Raw genomic sequence first — 22,282 nt, 5'->3', positions numbered from 1 at the left:
GCGGCAACTGGGGCGGTGGCTCCGGTGGCGGTCAGCCTCAGGGCGGCGGAGCTCCCTCCGACGACCCCTGGGCGACCAGTGCGCCGGCCGGCGGCGGTCAGCAGCAGGGCGGCGGCGGTGGCGGCTGGGGCGGAAGCTCCGGCGGCTCCGGTGGCGGCTACTCGGACGAGCCCCCCTTCTAGGCCTCACGGCCAAAGGTTGGGGCTTACCCAAACTTCTTGATCACACAGGAGAAACACCATGGCGAAGCCGCCTGTGCGCAAGCCTAAGAAGAAGGTCTGCGCTTTCTGCAAGGACAAGGTCCAGTACGTGGACTACAAGGACACGAACATGCTGCGGAAGTTCATTTCCGACCGCGGCAAGATCCGTGCCCGCCGCGTGACCGGCAACTGCACGCAGCACCAGCGTGACGTCGCCACGGCCGTCAAGAACAGCCGTGAGATGGCGCTGCTGCCCTACACGTCCACCGCGCGATAAGGGAAGGGTGACCGGAAAATGAAGATCATCCTCACCCACGAGGTCTCCGGCCTCGGCGCTGCCGGCGACGTCGTCGACGTCAAGGACGGCTACGCCCGCAACTACCTGATCCCGCGGAAGTTCGCTATCCGTTGGACCAAGGGTGGCGAGCAGGACGTGGCGCAGATCCGCCGCGCTCGCAAGATCCACGAGATCCAGACCATCGAGCAGGCCAACCAGGTCAAGGGCCAGCTCGAGGGCGTCAAGGTTCGCCTTGCCACGCGCTCCGGCGACGCCGGTCGTCTCTTCGGTGCCGTGACCGCGGCCGACATCGCCTCGGCGATCAAGGCTGCCGGTGGCCCCGACGTCGACAAGCGTCGTATCGAGCTGGGCGCGCCGATCAAGGTGCTCGGTGCCCACGAGGCGTCCGTGCGTCTGCACCCCGAGGTTGCCGCCAAGGTGACCATCGAGGTCGTCGCCGCGTAACGCTGCGCTGGCTTTCAGTGCCTGGAGGGGCCGTACCCGTTTTCGGGTGCGGCCCCTTCCGCATGTGCGGCAGCATGGGTCGGGCTGGCGTTTCACGTGAAACGTCAGCCGTAGGGCTCCGCCCACGCGCCCCCGCATCCGAACTTCGTACGGATCTGCTCAAGCGCGGCAGGGGCTGGGTTTGCCGGACGGGCTGAGTGTGCCCGGACAGCTGGGGTCAGCGTGTAGCGCCTGTGACGATCCAGCGGCCCGAGCGGGTGCGGGTCCACAGGGTCAGCATGCGGACGGCCATCATCAGTGTCATCGCCAACCAGAGCGCCGTCAGGCCGCCGCCGAAGACGGGGACGAGCAGGGCGACCGGGGTGAAGACGGCGAGGGTGGCAAGCATGGCCCAGGCCAGATAGGGCCCGTCGCCCGCGCCCATCAGGACGCCGTCCAGGATGAAGACGATTCCGCAGATCGGCTGGGAGACGGCCACCACGATCAGCGCCGGCAGTGCGGCGTCATGGACCGTGGTGTCGCCGGTGAACAGCGGCAGGATCAGCGGGCTTGTCGCGACGACCAGGAGTCCGAGCACGATTCCGGAGGCGATCCCCCACTGCACCATCCGTCGGCAGGCCCCTCGGGCGCCTTCCTCGTCGCCAGCGCCCAGATAGCGACCGATGATGGCCTGGCCCGCGATGGCAATGGCGTCCAGGGCGAAGGCCAGCAGGCTCCACAGCGACAGGATGATCTGGTGCGCCGCGATCTCGACGTCGCCCAGGCGGGCGGCCACGGCGGTGGCGATCATCAGGATCGCGCGCAGCGACAGCGTACGGATCAGCAGCGGCGCTCCGGCCTGGGCGCAGGCCCGGATGCCGGCGGCGTCGGGCTTCAGCGAGGCGCCATGGCGGCGCGCTCCGCGCACCACGACGACGAGATAGGCGGCCGCCATTCCGTACTGGGCGAGGACCGTGCCCCAGGCGGAGCCGGCGATGCCGAGGTCGGCGCCGTAGACGAGGCCCGCGTTGAGGGCGGCGTTGGCGGCGAAGCCCGCGATGGCCACGTACAGCGGGGTCTTGGTGTCCTGCAGTCCGCGAAGGACGCCTGTCGCGGCGAGGACGATGAGCATCGCCGGGATGCCGATCGCGGAGATCCGCAGATACGTGATGGCGTAGGGCGCCGCGGTGTCGGAGGCGCCGAGCAGATCGACGATCGCGGGAGCGGTGGGCAGGACGACGGCCAGGGTGGCGACGCCGAGGAGTATCGCCAGCCAGATGCCGTCCATGCCCTGGCGGATCGCCGACGGGAGGTCTCCGGCGCCGACTCTGCGGGCGACGGCCGCCGTGGTGGCGTACGCGAGGAAGACGAAGATGGCGACGGCAGTGAGGAGCAGGCTCGAGGCGACCGCCAGACCGGCGAGCTGAGCGGTGCCGAGATGACCCACGATGGCGCTGTCCACCATCACGAAGAGCGGCTCGGCGACAAGCGCGCCGAAGGCCGGGACGGCGAGCGCGATGATCTCGCGGTCGTGTGCCCGGCGGGCAGCCTTGGGGGTCGGAGGAGCCTGTGTCATGAGCACCAATCTAATCTTCCACAGGTAATGGACGCAAGTAGCCTTCAGCTATTACATCGCTGCTCGTCGGGCGGATCGTGGCGCACCGTTTGTTCTGATCTTGGTCCGACTGGGGAAGTTTTTTCTCTGCACAGCGGGTGGACAAGGAAGCTGCAGGTCAGGCGCTGTTTGTAGAAGACCTTGAGGGCTTGTTCACAGGACTGTCCACCGGCCCGTGCACAGGATTGGCGGGGTTCTCCACAGCATCGGGTCCACTATCCACAGTGCCTGTGGATAACCAGATTGGCTGACGGTGCCAGGGGCCCTACCGTGGTGCGGCGCCCGCGTCTGGTCTCCTGCCTCGAAAACCCTGTGGATCTCTCGCGTCAGAAGCGGAGTCGGGCCTCTTTTTTGTCAGTGTCGTGCCGTAGGAATGAGGGCATGGCGAGGTCCGCTCGGCGGACGGGAGGAGGTGGCCCGGTGAGTATCTCCGAGCCCTTGGACGACCCGTGGGCCGACAGCGGTCCGGGTGATCGTCTGCCTGCTTCCCGTCAGCGTGCCAACGGTGGCCGCGGTCGCGATGATCAGCACGAGCGCGGTCGCGACAGCGGCTGGGACGGTGGTTCGGCCTTCGAGCGCGTACCGCCGCAGGATCTCGACGCGGAGCAGTCGGTGCTCGGCGGCATGCTGCTGTCCAAGGACGCGATCGCCGATGTCGTCGAGGTCATCAAGGGCCATGACTTCTACCGGCCCGCGCACGAGACGATCTTCCAGGCGATCCTCGACCTCTACGCCAAGGGGGAGCCGGCCGACCCGATCACGGTCGCGGCCGAGCTGGTCAAGCGTGGTGAGATCACGAAGGTCGGCGGCGCTCCGTATCTGCACACGTTGGTGCAGACGGTCCCGACCGCGGCCAATGCCGAGTACTACGCGGAGATCGTCCATGAGCGCGCGGTCCTGCGCCGCCTGGTCGAGGCCGGCACCAAGATCACACAGATGGGATACGCGGCCGACGGCGATGTCGACGAGATCGTCAACAGCGCCCAGGCCGAGATCTACGCCGTCACCGAGCAGCGCACCAGCGAGGACTACCTCCCGCTCGGCGACATCATGGAAGGCGCGCTCGACGAGATCGAGGCGATCGGCTCCCGCAGCGGCGAGATGACCGGTGTGCCCACCGGGTTCAGCGACTTCGACTCGCTCACCAACGGTCTGCACCCGGGCCAGATGATCGTCATCGCGGCCCGTCCGGCCATGGGTAAGTCCACGCTGGCACTCGACTTCGCGCGTGCGGCCTCGATCAAGAACAATCTGCCGAGCGTCATCTTCTCCCTGGAAATGGGACGCAACGAGATCGCGATGCGTCTGCTGTCCGCGGAGGCGCGGGTCGCGCTGCACCACATGCGCTCCGGCACGATGACCGACGAGGACTGGACGCGTCTTGCGCGCCGTATGCCCGAGGTCTCCGCTGCCCCGCTCTACATCGACGACTCTCCGAACCTGTCGATGATGGAGATCCGCGCCAAGTGCCGCCGGCTCAAGCAGCGCAATGACATCCGCCTCGTGATCATCGACTATCTGCAGCTGATGCAGGCCGGTGGCTCGAAGCGTTCCGAGTCCCGTCAGCAGGAAGTCTCGGACATGTCGCGAAACCTCAAGCTCCTCGCGAAGGAGCTCGAGGTCCCGGTGATCGCGCTCTCGCAGCTGAACCGTGGCCCCGAGCAGCGTACGGACAAGAAGCCCATGGTCTCCGACCTGCGTGAATCCGGCTCCATCGAGCAGGACGCGGACATGGTGATCCTGCTGCACCGTGAGGATGCGTACGAGAAGGAGTCCCCGCGCGCGGGCGAGGCGGACATCATCGTGGGCAAGCACCGTAATGGTCCGACGGCGACGATCACCGTGGCCTTCCAGGGCCACTACTCGCGTTTCGTGGACATGGCGCAGACCTGAGCTTCGGGCTGAACGGGCGCCTTACGCGGGGGACATGAGCTCGTACAGGTTGCCTGCCTCGTCCGTGAAGTAGAGGCCGCGGGCGCACAGGGGATGGTCCGTGCGGCCGTTGTCGGGGGTGCGGGGGTCGTTGCCGTACGGGATCGAGGCGCTGCGCAGGCGGCCCAGGACGGCGTCGAAGGTCGTGGGATCGACGTCGAAGGCCAGGTGGTGTCCTGTGGGGCGGTCGACGGTGAGGAAGTCCAGGGTCAGGGAGCCGTTGACGCGGACCGGGGCGAAGTGGCGTTCGGGGCCCGCATAGTTCAGGCCCATGATGTCGGCGAAGAAGCGGGCCTCGCGGCCGTTGTCGTGGGCCTCGACGATGGTGTGGTTGAGGCTGATCGGCATCTCAGGCCTTTCCGGTGTCGGGGGTCAGGGCTCCGTGCAGGAATACGTCGACGAGTTCCGTGGTGTCGCCAGGCTCGCCGCCGCCCGCGACCTCGGTGAGCAGCAGGCCGAGGAAGAGCTGAGCGGTGCGTTCGGGGGTGAGGCGCAGCGCGTCGCGTTCGGGGGCGAAGAGGTCGGCCAGGGCGTCCCGGGTGGAGGCCATGGCAGCGGCGCGGTCGGGGAGTCGGGGCTGCTCACGGCCGGCTCGGGGCTGAGGCCGTGCGGCGCCCGGGGTGTGAAGCGCGCCGAGGACCGCGCCCATACGGTCCAGATCGGCTCGCAGGGCTTCGGCGGCCTCGGTCAGGCGCTCGGGCAAGGGCTTGGCGAGGTCGATCGCGGCCAGTTCGGCGAGGGTGTTGCCGGGGCCGAGCACCGCGGTCACACAGGCGTCGAGCAGCTCGTCCTTGTCCGCGAAGACCCGGAAGATCGTGCCCTCGCCCACCCCGGCCGCCTGGGCGATCCGGCGGGTCGTGACGGCCCGGCCGTAGGCGATGACCAGCGGGATCGTGGCCTGGACGAGCATGGTGCGACGCTGCTCCGGGCTCATGGCGGGAGCGCGCTTCTTGGCCGGGGGCGGAGGCGGGGTCATGGACTGCCTTTCGGCGGGGCGGCTGTCTCGCCATGGTGCGGAGTGAGCACTCACTCCGTCAAGTCCCTCGGCCCTCGGGGCTGCTCAGGAGTACTGCGTGACCGCTGCGGGGAAATCGGCTCGACCTCGTCCCCGCCGCACGATGAACTGGGCGCATGACGTCAACTGGTTTCAGCGCAGACCCTCGTACCCCCGAAGACCCGCGAGCCGCCTTTGCCCCGCTCCTCCCCTCCACCCGCCGCGCCCTTCACCACCGTGTGGCCGTCGCCCAGTCCGAGGGCCGGGCGCCCTCCGTCGTGGCCGCCGTGGTGCGGGACGGGGAGGTCGTGTGGGAGGGGGCGGCAACGTCGGTCGACGGGCACGGGCCCGACGGTGACGTCCAGTACCGGATCGGATCGATCACCAAGACCTTCACCGCCGTACTGGTCATGCGGCTGCGCGACGAAGGGCTGCTCGAGCTCGGGGATCCGGTCGAGAAGCACCTGCCCGATACGGGGATCGGTGACGTGACCGTCGGGCAACTGCTCGCCCACACCGGCGGGTTGGCGGCCGAGACGCCCGGTGCCTGGTGGGAGCGGACGCCGGGGACCGAGCGGCCGGAGCTCGGGGATGTGCTCGGCGAGAGGCCGTTCCGGCATCCCGTGGGGCGGCGGTATCACTACTCCAACCCCGGCTATACGGTGCTCGGCGCCCTCGTCGAGAAGCTGCGCGGTGCTCCGTGGGAGGACGTGCTGCGGCGCGAGGTGCTCGAACCGCTCGGGCTCACGCGGACCTCCGGCACGGCGCAGGCGCCGGCGGCGGGCGGTTGGGCCGTGCACCCTTGGGCCGATGTGATGATGCCCGAACAGGTCGAGGATCTCGGTCTGATGGCGCCGGCCGGTCAACTGTGGTCCACGACACGGGATCTGGCGCGGTTCGCGGTCTTTCTCGCGCAGGGGGACGACCGGGTGCTGAGCGCCGAGACCGTACGGGAGATGCGCGCGCCCGCGGCTCCGCCGGAGGACGGGGACTGGGAGGGCGGGTACGGGCTCGGGGTGCAGCTGTTCCGGCGCGACGGGCGCTCGCTGGCCGGGCACACCGGGTCGCTCCCGGGGTTTCTGGCCTGCCTGGTGTTCAGCGTGGAGGAGGGGCTCGCCGCGGTCGCGCTGGCCAACTGCACGTCCGGGCCGCTGGTCGGGGCGCTCGCCACCGATCTCGTACGGATCGTGGCCGATGCCGAACCCCGCTTCCCCGAGCCGTGGCGGCCGCTGCCCGAAATCGAGCCGCGCGTCCTGGAGTTGGCGGGTCCTTGGTACTGGGGCACGAGCGGCTATGGGCTGCGGGTGCTCGCCGACGGGATCGAGTTGGGGCCGCTGCAGGGCAAGGGGCGGTCCTCGCGGTTCCGGGCCGAGGAGGACGGGACCTGGACCGGGCTCGGCGGGTACTACGCGGGTGAGACGCTGCGGGCGGTACGGCGGCCGGACGGGACGGTCAGCCATCTCGACCTCGGGTCGTTCGTGTTCACGCGGGAGCCGTACGACACGGGGGCGCCGGTGCCCGGCGGGGTGGATCCGGAGGGCTGGCGGGGGCTGAAGCTTCCGTAGGCGGTGAGGTGCTCGGGGGTTTGCGGTGCTCGGGTCGTGAGGCGTTCAGGGGCGTGAGGTGTTCAGGGTCGTGAGGTGTTCAGGGTCGTGAGGTGTTCAGGGTCGTGTTTCACGTGAAACACGACCCCGAACCGGGTCACAGCGCCAGCTTGAAGCCCACGTGGGAGGGCTCGAAGCCGAGCCGCTCGTAGAAGCGGTGGGCGTCGGTGCGGGTGGCGTCCGAGGTGAGCTGGACCAACTGGCAGCCCTGGCGCCGGGATTCATCCACCGCCCACTCGATGAGCCGGGTGCCGAGTCCGCTGCCGCGCTCGTCCGCGTGGATCCGTACGCCCTCGATGACCGAGCGGGTGGCACCACGGCGGGAGAGGCCCGGGATCACCGTCAGCTGCAGTGTGCCCACGACCTTGTCCGCGCGGGCCGCGACCATCAGATGCTGGTTCGGGTCGCCGGCCAGGCGGTCGAAGGCCGTGCGGTACGGGGTGAGGTCGTCGGGGGACTCCCGCTGGGCGCCCAGCGGATCGTCGGCCAGCATGGCGACGATGGCCGGGATGTCCTCCAGGGAGGCGGGACGGATCTCGAGATCGCTCATGGGGCCGACCCTATGCAGCGGCCCCAAGCGGCGTACTACGCGGGCACCTTGAGCTCTTCGACGGCCCGGACAAGGGGGGCCAGTTCCGGGTCGCGGGCCGCCTCGTCGAGGGCCTCGCGCAGGGCGCCGTCGTTGGTGGGGCGGGCCGCGGTCAGGAGCGCCTGGCCCGCTTCCGTGACGTCGGTGTAGATACCGCGGCGGTCGGTGTCGCAGATGTAGCGCGTCAGCAGACCCCGGTCCTCGAGGCGGGCCACCAGGCGGGTGGTCGCGCTCTGGCTGAGCACCACCGCGTCGGCGACCTGCTTCATCTGCAGATGACCGCCGGGGCCGCTGTGCTGCCGGCTCAGTACGTCGAGCAGTGAGTACTCGCGGACGCTGAGGTCGTGGGCGCTCTGCAGCGCCTTCTCGATACGGGTCTCGATCTGGCCGTGGAGCAGCGAGAGCGCGCACCAGCTCTGCGCGAGGGCGGTCATCGCGGGGTCGGTCGCGGTCATGGCTCTCTCCCTTCGGGCACTGCTGTTCACCAGGATAGGGCACGGATGCAATAGCCCGCGTTTGCAATTAACCAGCGTCTGCAACTATTGTGAACGCTCGTAAGGCGCCGAAGCAACAGTACGGCGCATCCTCCTGTGAAGGTGAACCCCTCATGCCTCTCGCACTCCTGGCCCTGGCGATCGGGGCCTTCGGGATCGGCACCACCGAATTCGTGATCATGGGTCTGCTGCCCGAGGTCGCGGCGGACTTCGATGTCTCCATTCCGCTCGCCGGCTATCTCGTCACGGGCTATGCGCTCGGTGTGGTCCTCGGCGCCCCGCTGATGACGGCGCTCGGCACCAAGATCTCGCGCAAGCGGATGCTGATGCTCCTGATGGGGCTGTTCATCGTGGGCAATGTGCTCTCCGCTCTGGCCCCCGCCTTCGGCGTCATGCTGGCCGGCCGGGTCGTCGCCTCCCTGGCGCACGGCGCGTTCTTCGGTATCGGCTCCGTGGTCGCTGCCGAGCTGGTCGCGCCGGAGAAGAAGGCCGGTGCGATCGCGATGATGTTCACCGGTCTGACGGTGGCCAATGTCGTGGGCGTCCCGCTCGGCACCCTCGTCGGGCAGAGCCTCGGCTGGCGCGTGACCTTCGGGATCGTCGCGGTGCTCGGTGTCGTCGGGCTGCTCGGTGTGGCCAGGCTGGTGCCGGATCTGCCCAAGCCCGGGGGCGTACGGCTGCGGCATGAGGTCGCCGCGTTCCGCAATGTGCAGGTGCTGCTGGCCATGGCGATGACCGTGCTCGGCTTCGGCGGTGTCTTCGCGGCGATCACCTACATCACGCCGATGATGACCGATGTCGCCGGCTACGCCGACTCCTCCGTGACCTGGCTGCTCGTCCTGTTCGGGCTCGGCATGGTGGGCGGCAACCTCGTCGGCGGCAAGTTCGCCGACCGGGCGCTGATGCCGATGCTGTACGTCTCGCTCGGCGCCCTTGCCGTCGTCCTCGCGCTCTTCACCCTCACCGCGCACAACAAGATCGCGGCGGCGGTGACCATCGCGCTGGTCGGTGCGCTCGGGTTCGCCACGGTTCCGCCGCTGCAGAAGCGGGTGCTCGATCAGGCCGCCGGGGCGCCGACGCTGGCCTCCGCCGTCAACATCGGCGCCTTCAACCTCGGCAACGCGCTCGCCGCGTGGCTCGGTGGCGTGGTCATCTCGGCCGGGCTCGGCTACACGGCGCCCAACTGGGTGGGTGCGCTGCTTGCCGCCTCCGCGCTGGTCCTCGCCTTCGTCTCGGCCGGGCTCGAGCGGCGGGCCGGGTCGGTGGGACGGGTGGTCGCGAGCGGCTCGGCGGCGGCTTCGGCTGTGGCGGCTGCTCGGCGCTGACCGGTCCGGCCGGCCTCAACGAGGCTGTTCCTCACGGGGGTTCAGCCCTCTCGTACACCTGAACAATGTCGGGTGCGGGTGGGTGGCGCCTGCGGCGGGCGGGATTTCCCCTACCCGCCCCTTCCCGAAACTGGGGCTTCGCCCCAGGCCCCGGCATCCGAACTTCGTTCGGATGTCCTCAAGCGCCGGACGGGCTGGTTGATTGCCGCCGCCGTGCGACGGCGGGGGGGGGCGGGGAAGTGGGTTCGTTGGCGACGGGGGCTCTGGCGGGGGCTCCGCCCCCTGCACCCCCGGATGCGGGACGCAGCCGCTCGACGGCGGAAGGGGGCGGGGGGGTGGGAAGGGCGCGTTGACTGGTTGGGCCTGGGCGGGGGCTCTGCCCTCTGCACCCCTGGGTGCGGCACGAAGCCGCAGCCGCGCGATGGCGGACGGGGTGGGGTGGGGAAGCGGGTCCGTTGACTGGCCGGGCTCTGGCGGGGGCTCCGCCCCTTGCACCCCCGGATGCCGAACGAAAGCCGCAACGCGCGACGGCGGACGGGGTGCGGTGGGGAAGCGGGTCCGTTGACTGGCCGGGCTCTGGCGGGGGCTCCGCCCCTTGCACCCCCGGATGCCGAACGAAAGCCGCAGACGTGCGACGGCGGAACGGACCCCACCCACCCGCGGGGTGGACCAGCACCCCCACCGGCCGTCAGCCGCGTACCGGCGGAAGGGGACGGGGTGGGGTGCATTGTCATTCGGGCACCCCCGACGACAACGGCAACCCTTCGCGGAGACGGTGCCATTGCCCGAATGAGCAAGCACCCCACCCCGGCCCCGACCCACGACGAAACCGCACGCGCAAACGCCGCACCGGCGGTAAGAGGCAGACGCAGCAGAACCCCGACAGCAGGCCTCGGGAGGCGCCGTGACGGGCCGGGGCGTGGCCCGATGGCAGGTCCCCGGGCTCAGCCCGCCAGGCCCCCCGGACCCAACCCGCCGCTGAGCCTTGGACTCAGCCCGCCGCCGAGCCCCGGGCTCAGCCCGCCAGGCCCCCCGGACCCAACCCGCCGCCGAGCCCCGGACACAGCTCACCCCCGAGCCCCGGACACAGCCCGCCCCCGAGCCCCCGGGCTCAGCCCGCCGCCACCGTCAGCGGTGTGAAGCGGCGGGGCCAGTCGCCGGGGAGTTCTGGGATGCCGTACGTCATCACCGCGTTGAAGGCCACCGGCTCCAAGCCCTGGGACTTGATCCAGGTGAGGAGCTCCTCGTGGCGGACGTCGATGTCCGTGCGCAGCGGTCGGTCGGTGTGCGCCGCCAGGGAGGCGACCAGGGACTTCGCCGTCTCCGTGTCGCGGGCGATCAGTGGGCCGATGACGTGGGTCTCCATGTTGGGCCAGGCGGCCGCGTAGCCCAGGAGTTCACCGGAGGGCGACTCCGCCACCCGCAGCTGGTCGGCGAAGGCCGGCAGGCGTGTGAGGACATGGGTGCGGTCCGGGCCGAAGACCTCGGCGTCCAGGCGGAGCAGCGCCGGGAGGTCCTCCGCCGTGGCCGCGCGTGTGGGGACGGCCGGCGCCGGGCCCGAGGCGCGAAAGAGGCCGCGCACCATCTCGGCGCGGCCGATTGTCTTGAAACCGAGCTCCTCGTACAGCGGTTGACCGTTCGGCGTCGCGTGCAGCGTGACCGGAGAGCCCTCAAGGAGCGCGAGCACCTCCTTCATCAGCCGCCGCCCCACACCTTGCCGGGCGTGCCGCTGAGCCACCAACACCATGCCGATCGCGGCCAGTTCGGGCTGCTCCGACGTGCCGTACGACATGACCGTGCAGGCGGCCACCAGGCCACCCGCAGGGTCGTCGATGCCGTAGCCCTGTCCGGCGGAGAGAAGCAGGCCCCACTTGTGTTCTTCACGCGGCCATCCACGGTCCTCGGAGAGGTCCGCACAGAGAGGCATATCGCGTGGGGTGAGGCGGCGTACGGGCAGGTCAGCAAGGGAAGGTGTCGACACGCAGGTCAGGCTGGCTGACGGACTGCCTTCGCGTCCAGTGCTTTCCGGGAGCCGGGGCCGTGCTTTCGGCCACGCTCCGCCGAGCCAGCGCGGTGCTTGCGGCCGCGCTTCGTCAGACCCCAGGGCTTGAGCACCGAGATCACGGTCATGAAGAGATACGCGGAGAGGGAGACGATCGGGCCCATGATCAGGTCCGTGGGGTCGGGGAGCGCTCCGCCCGCGGAGACGACCGCGGCGTTGTGGGTCACTCCGGGGCGCAACGCGAAGGTGGAGGCCGTGGTCGTGGCCAGGGTCAGCCAGAACTTGGTGTAGACCCACCGGTGCCGCGCGAGACCCCAGGGGGTGCCGAGCGAGAGCAGCACTCCGCTGAGCAGCGTGAGCAGCGCCAGCGGAAGCACCAGCCAGTCCGCGAAGATCTTCATCGAGCGGACCGCGGCCTCGGTGGTGGCCGCGGAATCGGTGGTGATCGCCGCGGTGGCCAGGGCGAGCAGCCCGAGCGTGAGCCCGAGCCAGCCGGCAGCGGCGGCGACATGGACGACGAGGGTGGCCCGGCGTGCGGGGCGGCTTAGTTTCACGTGAAACACAGTGCCGCCGAGGCCGGACCCGGGTCGTCTGACAGCGGGAGTAACCGCGCGTACTAGCGTCGGCGTATGTCACGCCTTCACCTCTTCGACCTGGACGGGACCCTGCTCCACGGCAGTGCGGCCCCCGTGGAGATCTCCCGGCAGCTCGGCCTGGGTGCCGAGATTGCCGAGATCGAACGGACCTTCGTCGCCGGGCGGCTCAGCCCGGTGGAGTACGCGGTGCATGTGCGCGAACTCTGGGCGCAGCTGACCGTCGCCGATGTGACGGCCGCCTTCGAGGGGGCGCCCTGGCTGACGGGTATCGAGGAGGCCTGGGCCACGATCAGGGCGCGCGGGGAGTACGTGGCGGTGGTGTCGCTGTCGCCCTCGTTCTTCGTGGAGCGACTGCTCGGCTGGGGAGCGCATGCGGCACACGGCTCGGTCTTTCCGAATGTGCCGTTCACCTCACCTGTCGATCCCGCCGGCATTCTCGATGCTGGAGGAAAAGTGAAGATCGCGGACGCGCTCTGTGAATCATTCGGGCTGGCCAGAACCGACTGCGTCGCGTACGGCGACTCACGCTCGGATGCCGAACTGTTCGCCGCGGTGCCTGTCTCGGTGGCCGTGAATGCGGATCATCACGTGGCTCAACTGGCCACTCATGCCTATACGGGCCGTGATCTGCGTGAGGCTTGCGAAATCGTGAAGCCGGTTCCGTAAGGGAAATTACCGGTGAGTAGTAGTCGAATTTCGCGAACAGGGGAAGGGGCTTGTGCGGGGGAGCGCGGCCGGTATGGTCGACTCCGGTTCGTGCCAGGCCCCTTGTGGTTCCCGGCACGCAGGTCACTGCAGCCTAACGTCATGGAGGGATCGGTTACCCGGACTTCCCGCTATTTGTCCGATGTCCACGCAATGCATGCCACGCTGCCGTGGCGGGACTGCGGCCTATATCACTTTCACCGGTGCGTCGGTAATGACGGTATGTCCGGAGGTGAATGCGGCGGCCGCATTGCTGCAGAGCGACGTGTGACACAGCACATGTGATGCAGAGCGGGGAATATCGCGCAACTTCCGTCAGGGAAGTGCACAGACCGACCGAAAGATGTTCGAGGCGAGGCACAACATGGACGCTCCGACCACCACGTCGGCCGATAACGGCATTTCAGGTGAGGGCGGCGGCTGGTTCACCCCGCACAAGCCCGTAAGCCCGCCGAACCCTGAGCCGGCCGCCCCGACCGCCGCCGCTCCCGAGGCCGGTGCGCCCGAGGCCCGCACCGCCGAGCCCGCGGCGCCCAAGCCCGGGGCTTCCCACCCCATGGCGCCCCAGCCCGAGGCTTCCCACCCCACGGCGCCCCAGCATGAGGCCCCCGAACCCAGCACCCCCAGGCCCGCGGCACCCCGGCCCGCCCCCTCACCGGACGCCCAGCTCATCCAGCGCACCATGGCCGAGATCGGCCCCATCGCCGACAAGGTCACCTCGTACTTCTACGCGCTGCTCTTCGTGAACCACCCGCACCTGCGCGGCATGTTCCCCGCCTCGATGGACACCCAGCGCGACCGGCTGCTCAAGGCGCTGCTCACCGCTGCCGAGCACATCGACAACAAGCAGGTCCTGGTCACGTATCTCCAGCACCTCGGCCGCGGCCACCGCAAGTACGGCACGCATGCCGAGCACTATCCGGCCGTGGGCGAGGCCCTGCTCGGCGCCCTGAGCCACTACGCCACCGACAGCTGGAACGCGGAGACCGAGGCCGCCTGGGTCCGCGCGTACACCACCATCTCTCAGGTGATGATCGACGCCGCGGCCGAGGACGAGCGGAAGTCGCCGCCCTGGTGGTACGCCGAGGTGGTCTCGCATGATCAACGCACCCCCGACATAGCGGTGGTGACGGTCCGGCCCGACCAGCCGTACCCCTTCCTCGCCGGGCAGTACACCAGCCTCGAGACCCCCTGGTGGCCGCGAATATGGCGGCACTACTCCTTCGCCTCCGCGCCGCGGACCGACGGGCTGCTCTCCTTCCATGTGAAGGCCGTCCCGGCCGGCTGGGTCTCCAACGCCCTGGTGCACCGCGCCCGGCCCGGCGACACGCTGCGTCTGGGGCCGCCCGCCGGCACCATGACGGTCGACCACACCACCGAGAACGGGATGCTCTGCCTCGGCGGCGGCACCGGCATAGCGCCCATCAAGGCCCTGATCGAGGATGTAGCCGAACACGGCGAGCGCCGGCCCGTGGAGGTCTTCTACGGCGCCCGCAGCGATCACGACCTCTATGACATCGACACCATGCTCCGGCTGCAGCAGTCCCATCCGTGGCTGGCCGTACGTCCCGTCGTGGACCGCCTGGACCGGCACCATGTCCAACTGCCGGACGCCGTACGCGACTACGGGCCGTGGAACGAGTACGACGCCTATCTGTCGGGGCCGCCCGGCATGATCCGCAACGGTATCGACGCGCTGCTCGGTGCGGGGATACCGTCCGAGCGCATACGGCATGACGAGTTCGAGGAACTGGTCGCCGCGGCGCACTGACCTCGCGTGACGTGCGGAGTGCTCAGCCCAGGTCGGGCGCGTGCATCGCCCGTACGCCCTCGATGTTGCCGTCGAGATAGTGCCGCAGCGACAGCGGTACGAGATGGACCGAGGCGATCCCGACCCGGGTGAAGGGGATCTTGACGATCTCGTACTCGCCGATGCCCTCCTCCATCTCCGGGCCGTGCCGCAGCGAGGGGTCCATGGACTCGAGGTGGCAGACGAAGAAGTGCTGCACCTTCACGCCGGTGGCCCCGCCGTCGGCCCCGATGTGTTCGACGGTGTCCACGAAGCAGGGCACGACATCGGTGATCTTGGCGCCCAGCTCCTCGTACACCTCGCGGTGCAGGGCGTCGACCACGGTCGCGTCCCCGGCCTCGACTCCCCCGCCGGGCGTGACCCAGTAGGGATCGATGCCGGGCTTGGTGCGCTTGATGAGGATCAGGTCGTCGTCGTCGAGCAGGACGGCTCGTGCGGTGCGCTTGACCACGGGTCGGACGGTCATGGTGGAAATGTGGCCCGTCATGTTCCACGTGAAACACGACGGAAGTCCTGAAGCGTCCCGAGCCGGGGCTCGAGGCCGGTCCGCCGGCGCTCAGCACCAGTCGGTTGCCGCCCCCAGAAGCCACTCGTGCGCCCGCGCGATATGCGGCATGGCGAGGGTGCCGGTGCGGACGACCAGGAAGTACGTGCGCAGCGGAGGCACCGGCGGTTCGAGGAGCGCGACCACGTCGCCGCGTTCCAGGGCGCCTTGGCACAGGTAGCGCGGCAGCACCGCGAACCCGGCGCCCGCGGCGGCGCAGGCGAGCACGGCCCGCAGATCGGGGACGACCACGGTGCCCGCGGTGGCGGGCCGGGTGTCGAAGACGGCCGCCCAGTAGCGGGCGACCAGCGGCAGTGATTCATGCACCTCGACGACCGGCAGGCCTTCCAGGGCGAGCGCGCCATGGCGGCGTATCGCGCCGGCACCGAGCTTCTGCTGCCAGGAAGGCGCCGCGACCAGGACATGCTCCTCGTCGCAGAGCGCCGTGGCGGTCAGCAGCCTGCCGCGTGGCCGGGCCGCGGAGATGGCGAGATCGTGATGACCGGCGGCCAGGCCCTCCAAGGTCTCCTCGGCTGTGCCGAACGAAGCCCGCAGAGTGAAGCCCTGACCGTCCTCGCCGGTCAGGGCGGTGAGCGCGGGCAGCGCGCGCTCGGCGGTGAACTCGGGCGGTCCGGCCAGATGGAGCGTGCGTACGGAGGACTCCTCGGCGATCCCGCTCTCGGCTATCTCGACCAGCGCGTCCAGATGGGGCGCGGCCTTGTGCGCGAGCTCGTCGCCGATCGAGGTGGGGGTCACACCCCGTGCCTGCCGTAAGAACAGCGGGCGGCCCAACTGCCGCTCCAGGGTGCGGATCTGTGAGGTGACCGCCGGCTGCGAGAGCCCGAGGAGTGCGGCGGCGCGGGTGAAGGAACCGGCCCGGTGCACCGTGACGAACGTCCGCAGCAGGGCCAGATCCATGCGTCCCCTCCCCCTCACGGCCGGGCGGACCGCTCTCGCGCGGCGCCCGGACCCGCCCAACTATAAATAAGTCGATAGGTCGCTGTCGCTACCGTGATTGGACACTGACACAGAGTCAACTAGCCTTATTCGAGCGGTTCTTCGCGCGCAGAACCGGGACGGTCCGAGCCACGAGGGGGGAGGCTCGGGCCGTCCGTTGTACGTAGCCGGGGTACTGCGTGGCAGTGAGCGGCGTACTAGGCGGACGACACTTCCAGCGCGCGCAGCACATCCCTCACCAGATCTTGCGGGTCCTCCGCGCCCACCGAGAAGCGGATGAAGCCCTCCGCAACGGCATCCCCGCCCCACCGTCCACGGCGCTCGGCGGTGGACCGTACGCCCCCGAAACTGGTGGCCTCGTCGACCAGCCGCAGCGCCGTGAGAAAGCGCTCGGCCCGCGCCCGCGAGCCGAGCGTGAAGGACACGACGCTGCCGAAGCGCCGCATCTGCCGGACCGCGACCGCATACGAGGGGTCGCCGGGCAGCCCCGGATAACGCAGCCCCGACACCTCGGCCCGGGTGCTCAACGCCTCGGCCAGAGTGAGGGCGTTCGCGCACTGCCGCGCGTGCCGCAGCTCGAGCGTGGCGAGGGAGCGGTGGGCGAGCCAGGCCTCCATCGGCCCGGGAATCGCCCCGACGATCTTCCGCCACCGCCGTACCGGCTCGAGCAGTGCCGCATCGCGCGAGGTCACACAGCCGAGCAGCAGATCACCGTGCCCGGTGAGGCCCTTGGTCGCGGCGGCCACGGCGAAGTCCGCGCCGAGGTCGAGCGGGCGCTGGCCGAGCGGAGTGGCCAGGGTGTTATCGACGGCGACCAGCGCACCTTGGGCGTGCGCTGCCTCGGCGAGGGCGCGGATATCGCATACGTCGAGCCCGGGGTTGGACGGCGTCTCCAGCCAAAGGAGCCGGGCGCCGTCGAGGAGCGCACGCTGAGCGTCACCGGAGCCGCCCGTCGGGGCGGTGCGGACCTCGATGCCGTACGCGGTGAGCTGCTCCCGTACGAGAGGGAGTGCCTGGTAGCCGTCCGACGGCAGCACCACGGCGTCACCGGCGCGCAGCTGCGAGAACAGGACGGCGCTGACCGCGGCCATCCCGGAGCCGAAGACGAGCGCCTGCGCACGGGAGTCCGCGGGGGACTCGAGCTCGGCTATGGCCCGCTCGAGCAGGCTCCAGGTGGGGTTCTCGTCGCGGCCGTAGGTGTACGGGCCGGTCGGATCGCCGGCCAGGTGGTAATGCGAGGTGAACACCGGCCCGGGAAAAGGCGGTTGAAACTGAACGGGCTCGGGGAGACCGGCGCGCAGCGCCCGTGTGCTCTCCCCGAGCCCGTCCTTCGGCTCACGTATGCCCTCGGGATCCACATCCCCGCTCATGCGGCCCCCCTCTCACCGAGCGCGCCCCGCACAGCCGAGAGCAGGCCCGGGCAGGCCGCCTCGACCAGTTCCAGGCAGGCGTCGAAGCCGTCCCGCCCGCCGTAGTACGGATCAGGGACGTCCAAGTCCCCTTCTGCGCCCGGGTCGTACGCGCGCAGCAGCCGCACCTTGGCGGCGTCCGCCGGGGTCGGGGCCAGGCGGCGCAGATCGCGCAGATGGCCCTCGTCCAGGGCGATCACCAGGTCGAGGCGGGCGAACCAGCCGGTCTGGAACTGCCGGGCGGCGTGCTCGCTGCCGTAGCCGTTCTCCTCGAGGACCGCGACCGTGCGGTGATCCGCCCCGTCGCCCTCGTGCCAGCCGCCCGTGCCCGCGCTGTCCACCTCGACCAGACCGTCGAGGCCGGCCTCTGCCACGTACGAGCGGAAGACGTGCTCGGCCATCGGCGAGCGGCAGATGTTGCCGGTGCAGACGAAGCAGACGCGGAAGGCGCCCTCCGGATACGCCGCCACGCGTCAGTCCTTGTCCGGCAGGACCATGTGCATCGCCCAGGACACGATGCTGATGATCAGGCCGCCGACGATGGCCGTCCAGAAGCCCTCGACATGGAAGCTGAGATCCAGCTTGTCGGCGAGCCACGAGGTCAGCAGCAGCATCAGGGCGTTGATCACGAGGGTGATCAGGCCGAGCGTCAGGATGAACAGCGGGAGCGTCAGCAGCTTGACGATCGGCTTGACCAGGAAGTTGACCAGGCCGAAGACCAGCGCGACCAGGATCAGCGTGAGCACCTTGCGGGGCGTGCTGTTGCCGGGGAGCGTGATGTCGTCGATCAGCCAGATGGCCACAGCGAGGGCGGCCGAATTGGCGATCGTCTTGACTACGAAATTCTTCATGTGTCTGATCGTGGCAGACGTGATCGCGGCCGGGCACCGGCGTGCGGCACCAGGTGTACGGCGGGCAGGGGAGCAGACGGGTATGAAGGCGTTCCGACTGGATGAGCTCGATGCGGAGCGGGCCGCCAATGACGGGGCCTACCTGCAGTTTCTGCGCGAGCGGAACATGTCCGTCGGGCTGTACGCCCTGGACGCCGGGCAGAGTGATCCCCAGCAGCCGCATCAGCAGGACGAGGTCTACCTCGTGGTGAGCGGGCGGGCCTCGCTCACCGTGGGCATGGAGACGACGACCGTGGCGCGCGGGAGCGTGGTCCATGTGCCCGCCGGAGTGCCGCACAAGTTCCATCACATCAGCGAGGATCTGCGGGTTCTCGTGGTGTTCTCACCGCCCGAGGGCTGAGGCCGGACCAGGCCCGCCCCTAGGGGGTGCTTCAGGGAAGGACAAGGGCTGCGAGGGCCCCGCTGGGCACCCCCGTCCGCCTAGCATCGAGGCAGGAGCTCACAGGGAGGTCCCAGGAATCCGGGCCGGAGATCGGCCGGGGCAGAAAGGCAGGACGCCATGAAGGAGATACTCGCGGGGATGCCGTGGTGGGTGAAGTGGATCGCGATCCCGGTGATCGCCCTCGTGGTGTTCGGCAGCGTCCTGTGGACGCTCGTCAGCTTCGTCGTCGGCCTGCTCTTCAAGGTTCTGGTCTTCGCCGCCCTGGTCGGTGGACTCATCTATCTCGTACGGAAGTTCAAGGACTCGAGCGCGTCTTCGCGTAGCGAGTGGTGACGTTCCCGGTGGGGTGAACCGGCATCCGGTTCCCTCGCGCGAGGGAAGTTTCCGGCCAGGGCCTGCACATCAGGTCCGCTGCCGTTAAAGTCCGGAAACCGACGCGGGGCGACAGGCCCTGGCCCCGCGCGATCGGACCGCCCACCCCCGCACCCCACAGGCGGGGGATCCCTCGCGCCTGGGGAGTGCACCGTGGCCTCGGCAGAATCCGTCACCGCCCCGACCCCCGCCGCCTCGACCGCCTCGCCCGCGCCGACCCTGATCGGGTCCGTACAGCGGGCGATGCGCCTGCTCGAGGCGGTCGCGGCGCATGCCGGCGGCGCCCCGGCGAAGCAGCTGGCCCGCGAGGCCGGACTGCCCCTGCCCACCGCGTACCACCTCCTGCGCACCCTGGCCCACGAGGGCTATCTGCGCCGCGACAAGGGGGTCTTCGTCTTCGGTGACGCGGCCGAGCGCCTTGCCAGCAACGGGGCGAAGGAGAAACGTCGCGCCATGATCGGCGAGGTCATGGAGCACTGGCGCGATGTGATCGGTGTGCCGGTCTACTTCGCGGTCTACCGCGACGGCGAGGTCGAGATCGAGTCCGTCGCCGACAGCCCGGGCAACAGAGCCGTCGAGGAGTGGGCCGCCTTCCGGCAGACCGCGCACGCCCATGCGATCGGCCAGTGCCTGCTCTCCCAGCTGGACGACGAGGCCCGGCGCGACCATCTCGCGCGCCATCCCGTCCAGCCGGTCACCCCGTACTCCGTACGCGACGAGCGCACCCTGCTGCGCCGGCTCGCCGCCCTGCCCCGGATGCAGCCGGTGGTCGAGCGGCAGGAGTACGCGCTCGGCCAGGTCTGCGCCGCCATCCCGATCACGGCCGGTTCGACCGCCGCCACCATCGCGATCTCGCTTCCCGCGCACCAGGCGGGCCGACTGCTGCCCGCGGCACGGCAGTTGCAGGCGGAGGTGGGGCGCAAGCTGGGATCGCTGGCGTTCTCGATCAGCCTGTGAGGCCGCGGGTTCGGCCCGCGGACCTCACGCTTTACGGAACCACCGCCCGTGTCACCCTCCGAAGTGCCCTGGCGAGTGCTTGTACGGGTGCGGCGCGTGGCGTATCAGTATCTGAAAACTCACTCCTTGTGATCCGATGAGTACGTTCAGCAAACTGCCAGGAGCATCAGGAAGATGATTCCTGGACGTGAAACTTGGTACACGGTTCCGGGCCCAACTCAAGACGCGGCAGACGACGGGGTAGGCGATGCGCGAGTCCGTACACGCAGAGGTCATGATGAGCTTTCTCGTCTCCGAGGAGCTCTCTTTTCGCATCCCGGTGGAGCTCCGGTACGAGACGCGTGACCCCTATGCCGTGCGCCTGACTTTCCATCTGCCCGGAGACGCCCCGGTGACCTGGGCGTTCAGCCGCGAGCTGCTGGTCGACGGAGTCAACGGGCCCTGCGGTGAGGGCGATGTGCACATCGCACCGCATGGCAGCGACCCGCTGAGCGACGCGCTGATCCGGCTCCAAGTGGGGACCGATCAGGCCCTGTTCAAGGTCTCCATCGCGCCGCTGATCGCCTTCCTCGACCGTACGGACCGGCTCGTCCCGCTCGGCCAGGAGCGCGCGCTCGCCGACTTCGACACGCATCTCGACGAGGCGCTGGGGCGCATCCTGGCGGACAGCACGGGCTGAGAGCCCTCTCGTACGGGATCGGCCCTCTCGTACGGGATCGGCACCTCGTACGGGCCTACTTCTTGCGCCGCCGACCGCTGCCCCCGCCCAGTTTGACGGCCTTCATCCGGCCCGTGGAGGTCAGGGATTCCGGACCGGTTGCCGCCGCGCCCGGCCCCTTGTCCTTCGCCACCACCAGCGCCGCCAGCGCCGTCGTCACGGGTACGGACGCCACCAGGCCGATCGAGCCCACAAGGGTCCGTACGATCTCCTCCGCCACCAGCTCGCTGTTGGCCACCGTCCCCACGCTGGACTGGGCGATCGAGAAGAGCAGCAGCAGGGGCAGCGCGGCGCCCGCGTAAGCGAGGACCAGGGTGTTGACCACCGACGCGATGTGATCGCGGCCGATCCTGATACCCGCGCGGTACAACTGCCGTGCGCTCATGGACGGATCGGCCTGGTGCAGCTCCCAGACGGCGGAGGTCTGGGTGACCGTCACGTCGTCGAGCACACCGAGCGAACCGATGATGACGCCCGCGAGCAGCAGACCGCTCATGTCGATATCGGGATAAAGGCCATGGATCAGACCGGTGTTGTCGTCCGTGTTGCCGGTCAGCGAGGCCCAGCCGATGAACAGCGAGCCGAGCAGCCCGATCAGGAGCAGTGAGATCAGCGTGCCGAGCACCGCCACCGACGTACGGGCGGTCAGTCCATGGCACATGTACAGCGCGAGCAGCATGATCGCACTGGCCCCGACCACCGCCACCACCAGCGGATTCGAGCCCTGCAGAATCGCCGGCAGGATGAACAGGGTGAGGACCGCGAAGCTCACGGCCAGCGCGACGAGCGCCATCACCCCGCGCATCCGGCCCACCACGACCACCGCCACCGCGAAGATCGCGGCGAGCAGCCACATCGGGGTGCCGCGGTTCACATCCGTCACCGAGTACTGGAGCTCCTCGGGTGCGTCGGGGGCGTAGGCGACCACCACCTCCTGCCCCTCCTCCAACTGCCGTGGCGCGTCCGGCTGGACGATCTCGGTGAACTTTCGGCCCTTGTCGGGACCGTCCGTCACCTCGACCGTCGCCTTCTTGCACTCCCCGGTCGCCTGCTGCTGCGCGGAGTTGCCCTCGGCGGTCGAGGTGTCACCGGTCGGCGGGACCTGGGAGGCGTTGACGTCCTTGCAGTCGACCTGCTGCACATCGGTGACCGTCGCCGCGTACGTCTGGCGGTCGAAGCCCACGCCGGTGCGCTTGTGCTCGGGCGTACCGCCGGGCCACAGGATCGCGAGCCCGACGACGACCGCCGTGGCGAACGGGATCAGGACGGCCGCGATCACCTTGCGCAGATGCTTGGAGACGGGGGCGGCCGGGCCATGGCTGTGGCTGTGCCCATGGCCGTGGCCCTCCGGCGGTTGCTCCGGGGGACGCGGGGGCTGAGGCGGCTGCTGAGGTGGCTGAGGCGTGGTGGTCACCGACCGATCATCGCAAGAACGACAGGGGCCC

24 protein-coding genes and 1 pseudogene are annotated in these 22,282 nt (G+C 69.7%); 12 read left to right on the top strand and 13 right to left on the bottom strand.

Translation table 11 applies throughout. The features are described from left to right. The 3 genes and pseudogenes from ABT367_RS06435 to rplI all read left to right on the top strand — a co-directional run. A pseudogene (locus ABT367_RS06435) lies at positions 1-182 on the top strand (single-stranded DNA-binding protein); the annotation flags it as partial. Between the two features lie 58 nt (positions 183-240). Continuing rightward, positions 241-477, top strand: coding sequence for a 30S ribosomal protein S18 (gene rpsR, locus ABT367_RS06430; protein WP_006381652.1), 237 nt, complete (start codon positions 241-243; stop codon positions 475-477). Positions 478-495: 18 nt separating this feature from the next. Continuing rightward, entirely contained in the window at positions 496-942 is a 447-nt protein-coding gene (rplI, locus tag ABT367_RS06425; RefSeq protein WP_165331413.1) for a 50S ribosomal protein L9, read from the top strand. 217 nt (positions 943-1,159) lie between these two features. Here rplI and ABT367_RS06420 read toward each other — a convergent pair whose 3' ends face one another. Then, positions 1,160-2,497 carry an MATE family efflux transporter gene (locus ABT367_RS06420; protein WP_352250177.1) on the bottom strand — a complete coding sequence of 446 codons (1,338 nt, stop codon included), beginning with the start codon at positions 2,495-2,497 and terminating at the stop codon, positions 1,160-1,162. A gap of 459 nt (positions 2,498-2,956) precedes the next feature. Between ABT367_RS06420 and dnaB the strand changes: the two genes are divergently transcribed. Next, positions 2,957-4,429, top strand: coding sequence for a replicative DNA helicase (dnaB, locus tag ABT367_RS06415; RefSeq protein WP_352250175.1), 1,473 nt, complete (start codon positions 2,957-2,959; stop codon positions 4,427-4,429). A gap of 21 nt (positions 4,430-4,450) precedes the next feature. Here dnaB and ABT367_RS06410 read toward each other — a convergent pair whose 3' ends face one another. Together ABT367_RS06410 and ABT367_RS06405 are read right to left on the bottom strand one after the other, a co-directional pair. Beyond that, a complete protein-coding gene (locus tag ABT367_RS06410) occupies positions 4,451-4,816 on the bottom strand; it encodes a VOC family protein (protein WP_352250173.1) in 366 nt (121 codons plus the stop codon). A gap of 1 nt (position 4,817) precedes the next feature. Further along, complete coding sequence (locus ABT367_RS06405; protein ID WP_352250171.1) at positions 4,818-5,402, bottom strand: TetR/AcrR family transcriptional regulator; 585 nt, start codon at positions 5,400-5,402, stop codon at positions 4,818-4,820. Between the two features lie 299 nt (positions 5,403-5,701). Here ABT367_RS06405 and ABT367_RS06400 point away from each other — a divergent pair, with 299 nt between their 5' ends. After that, positions 5,702-7,027, top strand: coding sequence for a serine hydrolase domain-containing protein (locus ABT367_RS06400; RefSeq protein ID WP_352250169.1), 1,326 nt, complete (start codon positions 5,702-5,704; stop codon positions 7,025-7,027). 136 nt (positions 7,028-7,163) lie between these two features. Here ABT367_RS06400 and ABT367_RS06395 read toward each other — a convergent pair whose 3' ends face one another. Continuing rightward, positions 7,164-7,616 (bottom strand): GNAT family N-acetyltransferase, encoded by a 453-nt coding sequence (locus ABT367_RS06395; RefSeq protein WP_352250167.1) that lies wholly within the window; start codon positions 7,614-7,616, stop codon positions 7,164-7,166. Between the two features lie 35 nt (positions 7,617-7,651). Continuing rightward, positions 7,652-8,110, bottom strand: a complete 459-nt coding sequence (locus ABT367_RS06390) for a MarR family winged helix-turn-helix transcriptional regulator (protein ID WP_352250165.1) — start codon at positions 8,108-8,110, stop codon at positions 7,652-7,654. A gap of 152 nt (positions 8,111-8,262) precedes the next feature. On the opposite strand from ABT367_RS06390, the gene ABT367_RS06385 reads away from it, so the two are divergent. After that, a complete protein-coding gene (locus tag ABT367_RS06385) occupies positions 8,263-9,474 on the top strand; it encodes an MFS transporter (protein WP_352250163.1) in 1,212 nt (403 codons plus the stop codon). A 1,111-nt stretch (positions 9,475-10,585) separates the two neighbouring features. On the opposite strand, the gene ABT367_RS06380 is transcribed toward ABT367_RS06385, so the two are convergent. Both ABT367_RS06380 and ABT367_RS06375 read right to left on the bottom strand, forming a co-directional pair. Further along, positions 10,586-11,455, bottom strand: coding sequence for a GNAT family N-acetyltransferase (locus ABT367_RS06380; protein WP_352250162.1), 870 nt, complete (start codon positions 11,453-11,455; stop codon positions 10,586-10,588). A gap of 5 nt (positions 11,456-11,460) precedes the next feature. Beyond that, complete coding sequence (locus ABT367_RS06375; protein WP_352250160.1) at positions 11,461-12,030, bottom strand: DUF2269 domain-containing protein; 570 nt, start codon at positions 12,028-12,030, stop codon at positions 11,461-11,463. Positions 12,031-12,105: 75 nt separating this feature from the next. On the opposite strand from ABT367_RS06375, the gene ABT367_RS06370 reads away from it, so the two are divergent. Both ABT367_RS06370 and ABT367_RS06365 read left to right on the top strand, forming a co-directional pair. After that, entirely contained in the window at positions 12,106-12,738 is a 633-nt protein-coding gene (locus ABT367_RS06370; protein ID WP_352250158.1) for an HAD family hydrolase, read from the top strand. Between the two features lie 403 nt (positions 12,739-13,141). Beyond that, positions 13,142-14,548: a globin domain-containing protein gene (locus ABT367_RS06365; protein WP_352250157.1), complete on the top strand. Its 1,407-nt coding sequence runs from the start codon at positions 13,142-13,144 to the stop codon at positions 14,546-14,548. 22 nt (positions 14,549-14,570) lie between these two features. On the opposite strand, the gene ABT367_RS06360 is transcribed toward ABT367_RS06365, so the two are convergent. From ABT367_RS06360 to ABT367_RS06340, 5 genes are all read right to left on the bottom strand, one after another. Beyond that, positions 14,571-15,053, bottom strand: a complete 483-nt coding sequence (locus ABT367_RS06360; protein WP_352250155.1) for an NUDIX hydrolase — start codon at positions 15,051-15,053, stop codon at positions 14,571-14,573. Positions 15,054-15,143: 90 nt separating this feature from the next. After that, a complete protein-coding gene (locus ABT367_RS06355) occupies positions 15,144-16,049 on the bottom strand; it encodes a LysR family transcriptional regulator (RefSeq protein WP_352250153.1) in 906 nt (301 codons plus the stop codon). Between the two features lie 236 nt (positions 16,050-16,285). Continuing rightward, positions 16,286-17,458 carry a cystathionine gamma-lyase gene (locus ABT367_RS06350; RefSeq protein WP_352250151.1) on the bottom strand — a complete coding sequence of 391 codons (1,173 nt, stop codon included), beginning with the start codon at positions 17,456-17,458 and terminating at the stop codon, positions 16,286-16,288. After that, the gene (locus ABT367_RS06345) at positions 17,455-17,967 is read right to left on the bottom strand and encodes a low molecular weight protein-tyrosine-phosphatase (protein ID WP_352250149.1); all 513 of its coding nucleotides are present in this window, start codon (positions 17,965-17,967) and stop codon (positions 17,455-17,457) included. The genes ABT367_RS06350 and ABT367_RS06345 overlap by 4 nt, the downstream gene beginning before the upstream one ends. A gap of 3 nt (positions 17,968-17,970) precedes the next feature. Beyond that, positions 17,971-18,348, bottom strand: a complete 378-nt coding sequence (locus ABT367_RS06340) for a phage holin family protein (RefSeq protein WP_352250147.1) — start codon at positions 18,346-18,348, stop codon at positions 17,971-17,973. 82 nt (positions 18,349-18,430) lie between these two features. Between ABT367_RS06340 and ABT367_RS06335 the strand changes: the two genes are divergently transcribed. From ABT367_RS06335 to ABT367_RS06320, 4 genes are all read left to right on the top strand, one after another. After that, complete coding sequence (locus ABT367_RS06335; protein ID WP_352250145.1) at positions 18,431-18,748, top strand: cupin domain-containing protein; 318 nt, start codon at positions 18,431-18,433, stop codon at positions 18,746-18,748. Between the two features lie 159 nt (positions 18,749-18,907). Further along, the gene (locus ABT367_RS06330; RefSeq protein WP_165333456.1) at positions 18,908-19,123 is read left to right on the top strand and encodes a DUF5326 family protein; all 216 of its coding nucleotides are present in this window, start codon (positions 18,908-18,910) and stop codon (positions 19,121-19,123) included. 282 nt (positions 19,124-19,405) lie between these two features. Then, positions 19,406-20,119 carry an IclR family transcriptional regulator gene (locus ABT367_RS06325; RefSeq protein WP_352250181.1) on the top strand — a complete coding sequence of 238 codons (714 nt, stop codon included), beginning with the start codon at positions 19,406-19,408 and terminating at the stop codon, positions 20,117-20,119. A gap of 247 nt (positions 20,120-20,366) precedes the next feature. Next, entirely contained in the window at positions 20,367-20,798 is a 432-nt protein-coding gene (locus ABT367_RS06320; RefSeq protein ID WP_165333457.1) for an SsgA family sporulation/cell division regulator, read from the top strand. Positions 20,799-20,853: 55 nt separating this feature from the next. Here ABT367_RS06320 and ABT367_RS06315 read toward each other — a convergent pair whose 3' ends face one another. Then, entirely contained in the window at positions 20,854-22,251 is a 1,398-nt protein-coding gene (locus ABT367_RS06315) for a YibE/F family protein (RefSeq protein ID WP_352250143.1), read from the bottom strand. Between the last annotated feature and the right edge of the window lie 31 nt (positions 22,252-22,282).

The organism is Streptomyces mesophilus (assembly GCF_040300965.1).
GTDB lineage: Bacteria > Actinomycetota > Actinomycetes > Streptomycetales > Streptomycetaceae > Streptomyces > Streptomyces mesophilus_A.
The sequence above is the reverse complement of the archived record's forward strand: the minus strand, read 5'-3'. Positions and strand labels throughout refer to the sequence as shown.